General features: G+C 36.9%; 16 protein-coding genes. 4 read left to right on the forward strand and 12 right to left on the reverse strand.

The window, feature by feature from the left end; all coding sequences use genetic code 11:
- Positions 1-169: 169 nt before the first annotated feature.
- Positions 170-1,231 carry a uroporphyrinogen decarboxylase family protein gene (locus G593_RS0101550; protein ID WP_029730498.1) on the reverse strand — a complete coding sequence of 354 codons (1,062 nt, stop codon included), beginning with the start codon at positions 1,229-1,231 and terminating at the stop codon, positions 170-172.
- Between the two features lie 247 nt (positions 1,232-1,478).
- Between G593_RS0101550 and G593_RS0101555 the strand changes: the two genes are divergently transcribed.
- Positions 1,479-2,540: a uroporphyrinogen decarboxylase family protein gene (locus G593_RS0101555; protein WP_029730499.1), complete on the forward strand. Its 1,062-nt coding sequence runs from the start codon at positions 1,479-1,481 to the stop codon at positions 2,538-2,540.
- Between the two features lie 35 nt (positions 2,541-2,575).
- Here G593_RS0101555 and G593_RS0101560 read toward each other — a convergent pair whose 3' ends face one another.
- The 8 genes from G593_RS0101560 to G593_RS0101595 form a co-directional block, all read right to left on the reverse strand.
- Positions 2,576-3,268 (reverse strand): DUF6198 family protein, encoded by a 693-nt coding sequence (locus tag G593_RS0101560; protein WP_029730500.1) that lies wholly within the window; start codon positions 3,266-3,268, stop codon positions 2,576-2,578.
- Between the two features lie 61 nt (positions 3,269-3,329).
- On the reverse strand, positions 3,330-3,731 hold the full coding sequence (locus tag G593_RS0101565) for a DUF4418 family protein (protein ID WP_029730501.1): 402 nt from the start codon (positions 3,729-3,731) through the stop codon (positions 3,330-3,332).
- A gap of 2 nt (positions 3,732-3,733) precedes the next feature.
- Positions 3,734-4,747, reverse strand: a complete 1,014-nt coding sequence (locus G593_RS0101570) for an ABC transporter substrate-binding protein (protein WP_029730502.1) — start codon at positions 4,745-4,747, stop codon at positions 3,734-3,736.
- Positions 4,748-4,829: 82 nt separating this feature from the next.
- The gene (locus tag G593_RS0101575) at positions 4,830-5,474 is read right to left on the reverse strand and encodes an ABC transporter ATP-binding protein (protein ID WP_022279668.1); all 645 of its coding nucleotides are present in this window, start codon (positions 5,472-5,474) and stop codon (positions 4,830-4,832) included.
- A gap of 5 nt (positions 5,475-5,479) precedes the next feature.
- Positions 5,480-6,676, reverse strand: coding sequence for an ABC transporter permease (locus G593_RS0101580; RefSeq protein WP_029730504.1), 1,197 nt, complete (start codon positions 6,674-6,676; stop codon positions 5,480-5,482).
- A gap of 10 nt (positions 6,677-6,686) precedes the next feature.
- Complete coding sequence (locus G593_RS0101585; RefSeq protein ID WP_029730505.1) at positions 6,687-7,448, reverse strand: ABC transporter ATP-binding protein; 762 nt, start codon at positions 7,446-7,448, stop codon at positions 6,687-6,689.
- On the reverse strand, positions 7,442-8,392 hold the full coding sequence (locus tag G593_RS0101590; RefSeq protein WP_029730506.1) for an ABC transporter permease: 951 nt from the start codon (positions 8,390-8,392) through the stop codon (positions 7,442-7,444). The genes G593_RS0101585 and G593_RS0101590 overlap by 7 nt, the downstream gene beginning before the upstream one ends.
- A gap of 35 nt (positions 8,393-8,427) precedes the next feature.
- Positions 8,428-9,240: a DUF169 domain-containing protein gene (locus G593_RS0101595; protein ID WP_044993903.1), complete on the reverse strand. Its 813-nt coding sequence runs from the start codon at positions 9,238-9,240 to the stop codon at positions 8,428-8,430.
- Positions 9,241-9,509: 269 nt separating this feature from the next.
- On the opposite strand from G593_RS0101595, the gene G593_RS0101600 reads away from it, so the two are divergent.
- The 3 genes from G593_RS0101600 to G593_RS0101610 all read left to right on the forward strand — a co-directional run bounded on the left by G593_RS0101600 (position 9,510) and on the right by G593_RS0101610 (position 12,207).
- Positions 9,510-9,833, forward strand: a complete 324-nt coding sequence (locus G593_RS0101600) for a helix-turn-helix domain-containing protein (protein ID WP_029730508.1) — start codon at positions 9,510-9,512, stop codon at positions 9,831-9,833.
- A 131-nt stretch (positions 9,834-9,964) separates the two neighbouring features.
- Positions 9,965-10,657, forward strand: coding sequence for an RluA family pseudouridine synthase (locus tag G593_RS0101605; protein ID WP_029730509.1), 693 nt, complete (start codon positions 9,965-9,967; stop codon positions 10,655-10,657).
- A gap of 452 nt (positions 10,658-11,109) precedes the next feature.
- On the forward strand, positions 11,110-12,207 hold the full coding sequence (locus tag G593_RS0101610) for an Rpn family recombination-promoting nuclease/putative transposase (RefSeq protein ID WP_029730510.1): 1,098 nt from the start codon (positions 11,110-11,112) through the stop codon (positions 12,205-12,207).
- Positions 12,208-12,366: 159 nt separating this feature from the next.
- Here G593_RS0101610 and spoVG read toward each other — a convergent pair whose 3' ends face one another.
- The 3 genes from spoVG to G593_RS0101625 are packed head-to-tail and all read right to left on the reverse strand — an operon-like array spanning position 12,367 to position 15,071.
- Positions 12,367-12,648 carry a septation regulator SpoVG gene (spoVG, locus tag G593_RS0101615; protein ID WP_005335177.1) on the reverse strand — a complete coding sequence of 94 codons (282 nt, stop codon included), beginning with the start codon at positions 12,646-12,648 and terminating at the stop codon, positions 12,367-12,369.
- 33 nt (positions 12,649-12,681) lie between these two features.
- Positions 12,682-13,800: a glucose-1-phosphate adenylyltransferase subunit GlgD gene (gene glgD / locus G593_RS0101620; RefSeq protein ID WP_005337367.1), complete on the reverse strand. Its 1,119-nt coding sequence runs from the start codon at positions 13,798-13,800 to the stop codon at positions 12,682-12,684.
- Complete coding sequence (locus tag G593_RS0101625; RefSeq protein WP_029730511.1) at positions 13,797-15,071, reverse strand: glucose-1-phosphate adenylyltransferase; 1,275 nt, start codon at positions 15,069-15,071, stop codon at positions 13,797-13,799. Before G593_RS0101625 ends, glgD begins: the two co-directional genes overlap by 4 nt.
- Positions 15,072-15,335 lie beyond the last annotated feature (264 nt).

The following is a 15,335-nucleotide window of genomic DNA, read 5'->3' on the forward strand; positions in this document are numbered from 1 at the left end:
TTCTCTTGAAAATATTTCATAACTACACATACAGAATAGCATATCTCTCGTCTTTACATCAAATTGATATTTTCGATATATAATCACTTTATATTCACTTTATCTATAATCATTTATTTGAATTTTTATTAATATGAGTATATAGTGCCTATTGCAAAAACGGATAATTTTATCCCTTATATTCCCCGCATGCTCTTGCTGCATCCATGAACCAGTCTATCTTCTGTGGATCTGTTGTCTCTGGAATATCACATCCCGTTGCAAGTGTGTATCCCTTCTTTGCCTTACTTCCAATTTCTACACATCGTTTCACATCCGCAAAAATTTCTTCTTTCGTTCCTTTCATGACAATGCTCACTGGATCTACATTTCCTGCAATCGGTACTTCACTGCCAATCTCGTCTGCCGCCTGCTTAATATCTATAATATTATCAAGGCTTAATTCATTTAACTGATATTGTCCAAGATATTTCCAAATACTCCTTGTGTCTCCACACATATGAAGAGATACTTTATGTCCTGTCTTTTCATATGCATAATCGCTCAGCTCTTTTGTATATGGGAAAACGAATTTTTCATACATTTTCGGTCCAATCAATGCTGGATTTGCGACCGGATCTGCCATGGCAATTCCAAGTCCATATTGAGCTGCCATATCAATACAGCTTTTCTGACTATCTGTTGCAATTCTCATCAGCCGATGAACTTCCTCTCCATATTTCCGGCAATCTCTAAGCAATTTTTCCACCCCTCGAAGCGAAGAAGTAATTGTAAATGGTCCGCCAATGCTTGCCTCAATCGGTACAATTTCCTGCGCCTCTTCGCTCAATATTTTCGCTTCTTCTATAAATACTGCAATTCGAGGATCTCGCTTTGCCTCGACCGGCTCCATCTCATCAAGCTTTTTATAATCAGATATCATTGGGGCATCGGCATATGGAACTCCATTTTCCGGATAGATAAATTTCCCTCCCAGCGCTTCCACGATTCCTCTTGTATTCGGTCCGATCACAATTCGGTCATAGCCGTAACGATTAAATACAATTCTCTCTGCCTGTGCCATTTTTTTTACATCGAACCAAAAATCACGAACACTGATTCCACTCAGATAGCACTTAAACTCGCTGGTAAATGGCATCGCCATCACTCGGTCTGCCCTCTCACCTTTTTGAATTGCCTTCTTTCGTTCAATTGGTGTCATCAGATCTTTCGCATTCTTCTCAATTTTCATACCTTTTCTCCGTCCGCTTTTATATTTTCTTAATCATGGACATAGTATAGCATATTTTTACAATAAATCTACTCTTCTTTCTGTCTCTCCGCACTTTATACCACACCTTGCGCTGACACTAGTATTTAAATACTCTATATATTTTGTGTATCATTATCTATTCCAATATCATTTTCATCCACTTTCCTTGTCCCTGCCTCCATTCTGTCATATAATAAAAATATCAATAAAAAGAGAGGTAATCCTTATGCACAAAGATGATCAAATGACCCCTAAAGAACGGGCATTTGCCCTGTTTGCAGGAAAACCAGTAGACCGTATGCCGATCAAATTATTTTCACCATATATTGGAATGAACTTCGGGGCATCTTATCAAGATGCTTTCGTAGAGGCAAAATCACGCGCTCACTGGCTTATCGAAAGCTACAAACGTTTCGGGCAAGATGGCTTAAGTGTCAACTACCGTATTGACGGAATCCCGGTTGCTTTCGGTGCAGAATCTACATACGATCCACTCGGAATTCCTATGATTAAGGAAAATATTTTGAAAGATTTTTCTGAGATTGATCAATTAGACCTGGAAAAAATTCGCTTTGAAAATGACCCGAATGCCCAGACTGCATTTGAGGCTGTCCAAATTATTCAAGACGCATTAAACGATGAGATTTTCACAGGAGTCGGTCTAATGGGACCATTTACAACTGCTGTCAACCTTGCCGGTGTTGAAATAATCCTAAAATCTATGCGAAAAGATAAAGAAGGACTTCTTAAACTTCTGGATTTCGCTGCGGACATTACGATTGAAGTTGGACGTAAATTCGTAGAAAATCAGATTGGAATCGGACTTGCTGAGCCAACAGCTTCCCTTCTGTCACCAAAACAGTTCCGTGAATTTGTCATTCCTTATTATGTAAAAGTTATGGATAAATGGAAAGAATGGGGCAGCCGCGGCTCTGGTTTCCACATTTGCGGAGATACCACAAAACTTCTGGAGACCTTCCCTGAGATGGGTATCCGTGGAGTCAGTATCGATAGTGCCGTAGATATTGCTGTTGCCAAAGATCTTGTTGGCGACAAACTTTCCATCATGGGAAATGTCTCACCAATTGAAATTCTGCGAGGCACTCCGGAATCTATCGAACAGGCTGTCATCGACTGCTTCCGCAAATGCTGGGACAACCCACGTGGATTCACGATTGCTCCTGGATGTGATATTCCGGTTCAGACATCACTGGAAAACATTGATGCTTATATGAGTGCAGCAAGAAAATGTGCAAAATACCCGGTACAACCAGCAAACTGGGAATAAAAATTTTAAAGGAGAGTCCTTTGGGGATTCTCCTTTTATAATTCATATTTTTTCTCTGCATTTTTCCAATATGATTCTATGATTATATTTTTATCTACCAAACGTCCTATATGGTCGATGATGATTCCATTAAAATACGCCATTATAAATGTTCCGATTCCAACTCCAATCAACTTTTGAAACAGCACTGCTGATAAAATACATGCTATAATCAGCCCACTTGCATCAAACGCACGCTTAAATTTTATAACATCAATTCCGAATTCTTTACTTACACCTTTTACAAAAAATTCATATACCGGAGAATACAAATATATTCGATAAAACAGACTGACTGAAAAGGCTGAGCATATAACTCCTATAATAAAATATAAGATTCTTCCTCCCAATACAAGCTTCCCACTCTGAATAATAATTGTCATATATTTCCCCCAGAGACTCCTCCAAAAATCAATCAAGATTCCATAGAGCACCCCTGTAAAAAATGAGAAGAAATATACTGGCTTTATCTTTTTCTTAATAATACAAAAAACACAGAATACCATTCCCTGAACCATATATTCCGCTCGTCCAAATGTCAGTCCATCAATCTTTTCACTGATTATATAAGCTGGTGCGACTACCATCGACAGCCCCAATTCTGATAGTGAAATTAATGCAATACCCAATGACATAAATGTAATTGCAATAAAATAAATAATTTCACTGTACATTTTTCTTTTTTTCATAAATTTTCTTCTTTCAAAAGGCGTATATAGATTTCTCTACATACGCCTTATCCTTCATCTATTACACTTGTTTTTTAGGGTTGTATAACATAATACACCCTACTAAAACAGACAGAATTCCCAGTACACGTATCCACACGACTGTTGTATGGCACGCCATTTCTTTCATTGCACATATATGCAGGCCGCCAATTGATTCAATTGTAGACCAAATACATACAATTCCTGTTACAATTAATAAAAACACTGAAACCTTCTTTTTTATGATTCCTTCTACTGAAATTGCCATCAAACCAATGCCTAAAATAACTGCTATTATCTTTAAATAATGGCAAGGCATGTACATCTCCGTTCCTTGTACCGTTTCAATCATTTTGGTACATGGTTTAGCCCAGCTATGGGTAGATACGATCATTAGTAAACCTATCAGCCCTGGAATTCCTGCGATTTTCTGATTATTCATAACTATTTTACCTGACCTGCATTTACAAAAGTCTCATCTGCAAGTTCATCTGCTGATTTATTAAGCGTAATGATTCCTAAATCATTCAAATCTTTTGTAACATCAACAAATGAAGCCTTTGCATCTTCATAATTGAATTTATAACGATAGCTTTCTAATAATTTACCATTAAATTCATAATCCTCATCGGCAACATAACCATTTTCATAACAAAGCTTTGCTGCTTCCACAGGATTTTCAGAGATAAAGTCACATGCCATAGATAAGGCCTTCACATAATTCTTGGCTACTTCTGGATGATCTTCTACCAAGGTGTCACTAAATCCGAACACACAGCAATACTCATCCTTAGTCATTTCATCATCCGACTGATTAAAAATCAGATGATTTCCTTCATACTCAGAAACAATTGTTGCATATGGATCCCATGATACAAATGCTTCAATCTGTCCTTCTTGAAGGGCTGTTGCTAAATCTGCATTATCAAATACCTGTAAGTTTACATCTGTAATATTAATATTATAAGCAGTAAGCATACGCTGAAGTAAAATTGCCGGGTCGGATCCCATTCCTCCTGGAATACCAACATTTTTACCTTTTAAATCCTTAATACTCTGAATTCCAGATGCATCTGTTGCTACCATATTGATACAACCAAAATGTGCACCACCCACAATTTTCATTTTGTATCCATTTGCAATTCTCTGAACAAATGTTGGTAACAATCCATAGTTAATATCGTTCTTTCCGCCAGCCATCAAATCCCATTGATTTTCTGAATTAACGTACTCATACTTTACTCCACAATCTTCCATATATCCATTGATAATCGCAATAAATACTGGAGCACTGCACAAAGCCGGTCCTTGTGCAATTTGAACTACGTAATCGTCCTCTCCAGACTCTGATTTTGCAGTAGTATTCCTATCGCTACCCTCACTCTTACTGCCACAACCAACCGCCATTCCTGCTACCATGCAGGCAACTAAAATAATTGATAAAATTTTCTTCTTCATTCTTTTCCTCCTTTGTAATTGAAAATTTTATTTCTAAACATGCAAGCTTAAACAGCTTAACTTACATGAATAGCCCGTGATATTAACGATAAATACACCCTTCTTCCATTTTATATTTTATTTTCGCTCTTTCAGCCCATTTTAAATCATGCGTCACTAAAACCAATGCCCCCTCTGGCTGAACTTCTTTTTCCAAATATTCTATAATCTGTTCAGCCCAAATATGATCTAAATCATTTGTCGGTTCATCCGCTAAAATAATTTTAGGTTTTCTTACTAAAACCGATGCAATCATTGCGCGCCTTTTCTGTCCACCGCTTAATCTTCCAGGCAAAGATTCTGCAACTTCTTTCAGTCCAAATCTGTCAAGCATCATTTCAACATCTATGCTCTTATCATTTCCAAATTCACGCGCAAACATCAAATTTTCACGTACTGTCAACGCACTCGACATCTGAATATTTTGAAATAAATATCCAATGTTCTTTCCTCTCCAAGAAGTTAATTCATCGTCGCTCATTAAATATATATCTTCATTTTTCCACAATACTTTTCCTTCTGTCGGGCGCATTAATCCTGCCATAATGTACAAAAGTGTACTTTTCCCACTTCCCGATACACCCTCCAGAGCAATATAGTCACCTGTTTTTATTTCAAAATTAATTCCCTTCAACACAGGTTCGTTTCCTTTGGCATATATTTGGGATATATTCTCTAGCTTTAACATTTTTATTACACATCTCCGTTCGCCATTGTTTCCTGAGGTGAAATTTTTGCCACTTTACGTAATAAGAAAATTACAGTTATTCCAGATATCAATAATGTAAGAACTGCACCTCCACAGAAATGCACTAATACATATTCTCCTGACCATATTGATGTCGGCAACAACATATACTGATGAATCCAGTCTACAACACTTCGTGCACTGACAATCCCCAGAACACTGGCCACAATTCCCGCACTAATTCCTACCATAGTAACTTGACAAATAAAAATCTCATAAATCTCTTTTCTCTTTACTCCAATTGCTTTTAAATATCCTGCCTCTTTAAACTGACTATTTACCAGCAAATTCACTTGTCCAAATATTGACAAAATTCCCAAAATAAAAATTAACATACAAGCACCTAACAATATTTTAAATAAAATTGTAACCTGCTGCTGTAATGTTTGTGTTGTTGATGAAATCAATACTTTTTTAGCTTTAATATCTTTAATAGACTCCATATATTTTTCCGTACTAATCCCATCTTTTAATTTTACAAACGCACAGGTAATACTTGTATCCGGATTATTTCCATCAAAAAAGTTGGTTGGGAAATTGATTTTTGACAATTTTCTTAATTGATCCATCGACATAATAATAGAATCATCTAAATATGTTCCTGTTGTTCTCAAAACGCCTTTTATCTTTACTGGCATATTAAGAATCAACGTATTTTTTCCCTCAATTTCAACATTGCCACCTACTATAACCTCTTGCGCTTCTAACTGATCTATATTAGCATCTGTTAAATACGAATGAAGAAGCATATCGTTTTCCCAGTCAACCCCCACTAATCTCATCTCTTTTGTTGCTGTACAACAGCCTGCGGTTGGTAATGTCTGTAAATAGAACTGACTGGATATTTGCTCTACATAATTATTGTTCAACTGATCCAGCACTGATTCATCCATATAAACAGACTGTGCAATTCCAGAATACAGCATTGAAACGTCGCTGATATCAACTTCGTATGGATATACCATAACATCTGCACTAAGCTGACTTTTACTCAGTTCAATTCCACTATCAATCGCATCATATGTTCCCCATGCTAATACAATAGAAAAAACACTAAGAAAAACACATATTAATAGTGATCCAGTAATTCTCAATCTTCTGGAAACATTTTTCCAGGCATATTTAAAAATAACATGTTTCATATTGCCACCTTTATATATGCATTTCTTCTAATATTTTTTGTTTTAACTCTACCATTTCAATTGAATTACGATTTCGCGGATAATCTTGATTAATTTCAAAGATTTTGCTAACCTTCGCAGGTCTTCCTGTCATAACTACTACTTTTTGAGATAAAACTACAGCCTCTTCAACATCATGCGTTACCATAATAGCAGTGTAACCAATTGATTTCCATAATTCGATTAACCGGTCTTGCAAAGACACTCGGGTGAATGCATCCAGTGCACCAAACGGTTCATCTAAAAGCAAAACTTTCGGATGATTAATCAATGCTCTTGCAAATGCAGTTCGCTGCTGCATTCCTCCTGACAAGTGGTGTGGCAACGCTTTTTCAAATCCATTCAATCCGACCATATCTATATATTTTTGAACATTTTCTTTTTGTTCTTTATATACTTTTCTAGCCTTCAATCCAAACGCAACATTCTGTTCCACGTTAAGCCATTCAAAAAGTTCCGGATTTTGAAATACTAATCCCCTCTCATAACCAGGACCTTTTATTTCTTCACCGTCTAAATAGAGTTGTCCCTCATCAGGTTTTAATAATCCTGCAATAATTCTTAAAAGTGTTGTTTTTCCGCACCCTGACGGTCCCATAAAACTAACAAACTCTCCAGGTTTTATATCTAATGATACATTATCTACTGCATCATTTTCCTCACCTACCAAGTTTATATATCTTTTTGAGACGTTCTTTATCTCAATATGTCCATATTTCTTTTCATCTACCATCTAATCATACCTTCCTTCCAGCCGAGGAATTTATTGCGTAATGCAAATAATAACTGAATTGTGGAATAGCATAAAATTGCCAAGATTACTAATGCAATCCATACATTTGAATATGCCATAATCTGTTGTTTCCAGTTAATATACCAGCCAATTCCATATTTAGAACCCATCAGTTCTGCCAACATCAAGGAAATAAAACTTGATGTAACTCCTGAAAAAATACCCACAAATATCTGTGGCATTGCTGCTGGTATAGCAATATGAATAATCTGATATGCAGTGCTTGCCCCCATCGTATCTGCAACATCATAATACCCTTTTTTAACATTCTGAATACCCGACATCGTCTGGACGTTTGTCGGGAACCACATTGTAAGTGCTACAATAAATACACTGGCAGATAACAAATTCGGGAAGACAAGCAGGGCAATCGGAATCCATATTGCAGTTGGCAAAGGTCCTATAAATCTTGAAATCGGCGCAACCCAATAATTAATTGTTTTACTCCACCCCATTAAAATCCCGGTAAAAACTCCTATTGCTCCTCCAAATATAATTCCTAAGAACAATAATCTAATAGAATATAATGTACATGCCGCAAGCATATTTTTTTCTGCAATCGCACATGCCAAAATATTATTTACAGATGGAAAATAAACAGTAGGTAAAACCACTAATTTATCTATAAGTATTTCGATTAATCCTAAAAACGCTATTGCAACTGAATGAAACTTTATTTTTCCATAATAATGACACCAGTATGTATTACTTATACATGCCCGTATACCCAAAATCAGATAAATCCCTGCGATAATCAACATTAAATATCCAAAATAATGTACACCATTTGTGTTTATCACTTCATTTGTTGGAATTGCAAATTCAATTACTACATCCAATAATGCAATCAACATTGGCAAAAACAATACTACTTTCTTTTTCATTTTTTCCTCCTGTTACTTCTAACTTTTCCCTTTATCTATCGAATTCCCGTTTCACCGATATGGTAATAGTTTGTATCATAATTTTTCCCCATATGAATATCCGGTGCCTGCATCTTATTCTCTTCAAATGCTTTTTTAATTCTTTCCTTATCTGCATCTCGCTCTAACGGATCTGCTGTATGATAAACTCCTTGTATTACCTTTTCATATTTATCTCCTGGAATTCCCATAGCCATTTCATCTTTTTGCCATTTTGACAAAAAGCGTGTTCCAGAACACATCATGGATGTATTTATTTCATTTGTTACATATGTACATGCTGTTATTTCTGCACACATAGCCTGATTTCCAGCCATTTTAAATCCTTTATATGATCCATAATAATAGCTATAACCCTGAATCAAACGCATGATATTATACGGTGTAGATACAACAATCACTACATCTGGATCTTTTTCCATAAGTTCCAACGGTGATATTTCAATTCCACATGGGCATTTAGGATTTATTGAAATATTGTCTACAGCTTTTTTGGCAGCCTGCTGGTCTGAGTACATTCTTAATCTCATACAGTCCTCGCCTGACTTATAGGATTTTGTAACCTCATCCATCCCCAATACTCTTGCTGCCGCAAAACAACCTATATTTTCTTTCCTTATCTTAATATCATGTCCCGCCGTTGCACATCTTACAGTCACACAATATGGTATATAATACTTCACCTGCTGCGCTGGACAGACTTCATATTCTTCCTCATCATAATAAAACTTTACCCCCACAACTTTCCTTTCTAGTTCAAGCAAACTATTTATAACTTTTACCTGTTCCTCTCTTTTTTCTTTACTCATCCCAATAACTCCTTTCCCTCTTTAATATGAATTTATTTTCCCCGCCCTATTTATTTATAAGGATTATAATTCTTTATTTTCCAGTATAATATAGATACCAAATCTCTTCCAATCGTTTTTATTGATAAATCCTTTTCATTATAGGTTATTTCTATTTCTCTATTTTTTCAGAAATTGTGAATTTTATTCCTCACTTTTCATTTTATTGTTCTTTCTATTCTCCGTTTTCTCTCAAAAATGGAATATAATTCCAACAGGAGGTATATTATATGGACTATTTAGATTTCTTTTCCCAACGCCTAAGTGAACTTCGAACTCAAAAAGGTGTTTCAGCGCGTGATATGAGTCTTTCTCTTGGACAATGTGAAAGCTACATTAATAAAATAGAGAATCACAAATCTCTCCCCTCCATGAATGTATTTTTTTACATATGTGATTATCTAGATATACAACCAAAAGATTTTTTTGATATATCTATAGAAAGTCCCACGACAACAAATGAGCTTTTAGCAAAAATGATAAAACTAACTCCAAAGCAACAAGAACATATTCTTTTTCTTGTAGATGATATTATTAATGCTTCAAAAAAATAGTTTTTATGTTCTTGACAACCCTGCGTTTTTATTTCAATATAAGCATAGGTCAGGACTCTATCCGAATCTTGACCTATGCTTATATTTTTTGATCTAAAAACTATTTTTATGAAATTACAAAGGAATATAACATGATAAATAACATCAACATTTTATACGAAGATACACAGATTCTGGTCTGTGTCAAACCGGCCGGAGTTGCAACCCAAAGCAAACGCATCGGCTCCCCTGACATGGTGAGCCTTTTAAAAAATCATATCAGCATGACTTCTGGTAAATCCGGTGAGCCGTACCTTGCCGTCATTCACAGACTGGATCAGCCGGTAAGTGGAATTCTCGTCTTCGCCAAGACGCCTGCTGCCGCAAAGGATCTGAACCGGCAGCTTACAACTTCCGGCTTCGGTAAGCATTACTATGCATTAGTTGCGGGAACGCCAGAACCAACATCTGCTGATTTAGAAAACTTCCTTGTAAAAGATGCCAGAACAAATACTTCCAGAATCTGTCAGAAAGGTACTGCAGATGCCAAATTAGCAAAGCTTCATTATGATTTAGTTGATACTACATTTTTTGCTGATATTGCTTCCGCAATTCCTGTCGCGACCAGCCAGCTAAAAATCAAGTTAGATACTGGACGCCATCATCAAATTCGTGTGCAGCTTTCCGGTATGGGCTGCCCGATCATCGGTGACACGAAGTATAACCCCGACTCACCGAAGCTGACCGCGAGGCGCACACCACTGTGTCTTTGTGCATATCAGTTGGAGTTCAGGCACCCTGTCACAAAGAAAGCAATGACATTTTCACTTGATCATCATGTATAATATATCAGACTATATCAGATGTGAGATAGCTGCCACCTCTGATATAGTTTTATTTTTCCCAAGTATGTGGAGACTATATTAGAAATATTTTTATTTTTCTATTGCGTTTTATTACAGCACTATGTTACACTACGTCTACATCAAATTTCGGGCATGATATTTTCATTATGTTTCAATGCCCACAGAAATCCTTAGCCAAGATTTCATTTTTGAATTTCATTTGCTTTTTCAGCAAAGATTACTCAGATTTTTGATGAAGTTACTCGTTCACCGCAGCTTTCAGTGATTCCCGGCACTAATACAGCTACACTTTCACCGGACAAATGATACGGTACTTCTGAATTTAATTACATTTTCTCATCATATAATCTTTTTACATTGTTTTTTTATACTCAAAATGTTAAAATATATTCAGATAGTTTCCATATCAGATTCGTCCAGAAAGGAGATTTATGGAAACACAAAACACAACAACTTCAAATGGGGTAAACAATTCTCACACAAAAGACAACGCTGCTAAGATTGTATTCGGAGACCCGGTACTCTGCGCTCAATTTCTAAAAGGTTACACGGACATTCCTCTTTTTAATGAGATAAAGCCCGAAGATATTGAAAATGTTTCTTCACATTTTTTGCCTTTATTTCAGGAATCCAGAGACTCAGATACTGTGAATAAAATTCGCATAGGTGATTCCGAAATCTATCTGATTGCACTGATTGAGCATCAATCAGAAAATGATTTTGACATGTCCTTCCGGATACTTCGTTATATCGTATTTATTTGGACAGATTATGCTGCGCAACAGGAAAAGCTACATAAAGGCATCACAAAATCCAAAGCTTTTCTTTATCCGCCAATCCTGCCTGTTGTATATTATGAAGGAACCAGCACATGGTCTGCACCGTTGAACTTTAAGGATCGTGTCTTTTTGAACAACGTCTTGGGCGATTATATACCAAGTTTCAATTACCTGGTCGTTCCGCTAAACAAATATTCCAAACAGGATCTGATTGAAAAGAATGATGAACTCTCTTTAATCTTTCTTATTAATCAGCTTCAAAATTCCTCTGAATTTCATGCCTTAAAAGATATACCGAAAGAATATACGGAACATCTTACAGAAAACACCCCAGATTATCTATTAAAAATCATTGGGAAAGTAATTGCAGTTCTTCTTCATAAACTGAATATACCTGATGAAGAAGTTTATGAGGTTACAGACCAGATCACAAGGAGGAAATTCAGTATGATGTTTGATAATTTTCAGGCTTACGATGTTCAGGAGACGAGGCGAGTCAGTCGCGAAGAAGGACGGCTTGAGGGACGAATCGAAGGCGAACGTGCCGGTCGAATCGAAGGTGAGCAACTTCATTTAATCAAACTGGTTATCAAAAAGATAGAAAAACAATGCTCTGCTGCTCAGATTTCTGAAATTCTCGAAGAACCACTGGATATCATTCAGCAGATCTATGACATTGCCCTCTGTCAGGCACCTGATTACAATGCTGATAAGATTTTAAAAGAACTGAACTCGAAAACTGTTTCGTGATTTAAATCAAATCTACACGGATTTTCGCACAAGAATATTTTTAAATAGTTGAAACAAAGAAGCTGGATATGCCTCCAATTACATATCCAGCTTCTTCGTTTCATTTTCTTTTTTCAATTTTCCTTAAGCTTCTGTTCGTATGTCCTCTATTCGCACAAACTAGATAACGGCTTCCTCAGGTGCCTCTTCTAATACTTTTTCGTAATTCTCGAGGATGATGCTTTGAATCTTTTCGCGAGTTCCGGAATTGATTGGATGAGCAATATCTCTGTATTCTCCATCCACTGCCTTTTTACTTGGCATAGCAATAAAAAGTCCTTTTTCCCCTTCAATAACTTTAATATCATGTACAACGAATTCTTCATCCATCGTGATTGATACTACTGCTTTCAATTTTCCTTCCTTCGCTACTTTTCTTACTCTTACATCTGTTATCTGCATGTTATTGCCCCTTTCTATCTAGGCGCACTGATCTTACAGTGCGTACCTCTCGTTCTTTTCGACAACCACTTTTATCCCGTTTGTTCCAACGTGACGTGTGTTGGCTCTGATTGTATCACGGCTTTCCACGATGCAGTTTTCAATGTAAGTATTATCCCCAAGATACACATCATTTAAAATAATTGAATTTTTGATTACACAGTTATTTCCCACAAATACCTGCTTAAATATTACGGAATTCTCCACAGTTCCGTTGATAATGCTTCCGCTTCCTACCAGACTGTTCTTGACAGATGCGCCCGGGTTATATTTTGCAGGAGGCAGGTCGCTGACTTTTGAATAAATTTCCGGATCTTGCTTGAAGAAATAGTTTCTTACTTCCGGCTTCAAGAAGTCCATATTAGTCTTATAATAAGCATCTACAGTTGCAATATTGCTCCAGTAATGATCAATCTTGTAACCATAGATCTTCTTCAGATTCTTATAACGGATCAGAACATCATTGACGAAGTCAAACCTTTCTTCTTCCGCTGCATGCTCAATCAGATCAATCAGTAATCTTCTTCTGATCACATAGATTCCTGTTGAAATCATGTTTGATTTTGTCACCATCGGTTTCTCTTCAAACTCTGTTATACGCATATCGTCATCCATTCGGATGGTTCCGAATCGGCTCACATCATCTGATGGATCCATCTCTTTGCATACTACCGTAACGTCAACCTTTTTGTCAATATGGTACTGAAGAACTTTACCGTAATCCATCTTATATACCGCATCTCCGGATGCTATGACAACATACGGTTCATGACTCTTTTTCAGGAAATCCATATTCTGGTAAATGGCATCGGCCGTTCCGCGATACCAGTATCCATTATCATTTGTAATGGTCGGTGTAAATACGTACAGTCCACCCTGCTTTCTTCCGAAATTCCACCATTTTGAAGAATTCAAATGTTCATTTAAGGAACGGGCATTATATTGCGTCAACACCGCAACTTTCTGAATATGAGAATTCGTCATATTACTAAGTGCAAAATCAATGGATCGATAGCTTCCTGCAATTGGCATTGCTGCTACTGCTCTTTTGTGAGTCAGCTCTTTCATCCTGTTATTGTTACCGCCTGCTAAAATAATTCCTACTGCTCTCATGCCATCTCACCCGCCTTTATTAATGTTTCTCCACTTCCAAGTACTCCGTCCGGATAATCTTCTTTGTTCGTAATTCCACTGATTGCGGTGTTCTTACCAATCTGTACGTGATCCGGGATTACAGAATTCTCTCCGATCGTTACAAGTCCAAATGAGTAGACTGCCGGTTTTAATGTATTCGGTTCTTCACTGCCAATTCCAAGAATCGCGCCTTCGTCAATCTTCGTATTCTCAGCTATGATAGATTTATCGATCACACAGCCTTTTCCAATCGTACAATCGCTCATGATGATTGAATCTCTCACTACCGCACCTTCTTCAATTGTGACTCCGGCACTGATAACACAATTATGTACCTCTCCATAAATCTCGCAGCCATTGCCGATAATGCTTCGGTCTATCACAGCATTCTCTGCAATGTACTGAGGCGGAAGTATAGCACTGTTAGTGTAAATCTTCCAAAATTCTTCATAAAGGTTAAATTCCGGTATAATATCAATCAGCTCCATATTAGCCTGCCAGTAAGACCCCAGTGTTCCAACATCTTTCCAGTATCCATTGTATTCATAAGCAAACAGGCGCTCCCCCTTCTCATGACAATACGGAATGATATGCTTTCCAAAGTCACATCCAGGCTCGTCCTTCAATGCTACAAGAGCTTCTTTTAATGCTTTCCAGCTAAATATGTAGATTCCCATTGATGCCAGATTACTCTTCGGCTGTGGCGGTTTCTCCTGAAATTCTGTAATCTTACCGCTATCATCGGTGATTACAATTCCAAAACGGCTTGCCTCTTCTATCGGAACCGGCATAGCCGCGATTGTAACATCTGCATTGTTCTCCTTATGATAATCAAGCATCACCTGGTAATCCATCTTATAAATGTGATCTCCAGATAAAATTAATACATAATCTGGATGGAATGATTCCATGTATTCCAGATTCTGATAAATGGCATTCGCTGTACCTGTATACCACTCACTGCTTGTACTCTTCTCATATGGCGGAAGAATCGAAACACCACCGATGCTTCGATCCAAATCCCATGGAATACCTATCCCGATATGTGAATTCAAACGTAATGGCTGATACTGTGTCAATACACCTACAGTATCAATTCCTGAATTAATACAGTTACTTAGCGGAAAATCAATGATTCTGTATTTTCCACCAAATGCAACAGCCGGTTTCGCAACTTTTGATGTCAGAACACCAAGTCTGCTGCCTTGTCCTCCTGCCAGGAGCATTGCTATCATTTCCTTTTTCCTCATGTCTTCACCCCTTCTCAGTAGTCTGTGATAAATATTATACCATATATGTTCCATTTCGTGAACATATTTTACAAAACATTTGAATAATTTCTCCTCTTTTTATGAAAATATTACAAAAAATTGCGGGTTGGATTTTTTCTCATATATGTATATAATAATAAGTTAGAAAGAATTATTAATTGGATTGTGAAAGTGTGCCGCACAGAGCAATCCAACGATACTACAGACGGGATTTTTCCCAACACAATTTGCCTATATTATTAT

The sequence above is a fragment of the Dorea sp. AGR2135 genome (genome assembly GCF_000420885.1).
In the GTDB taxonomy this organism is placed as follows: Bacteria; Bacillota; Clostridia; order Lachnospirales; family Lachnospiraceae; genus Dorea; species Dorea formicigenerans.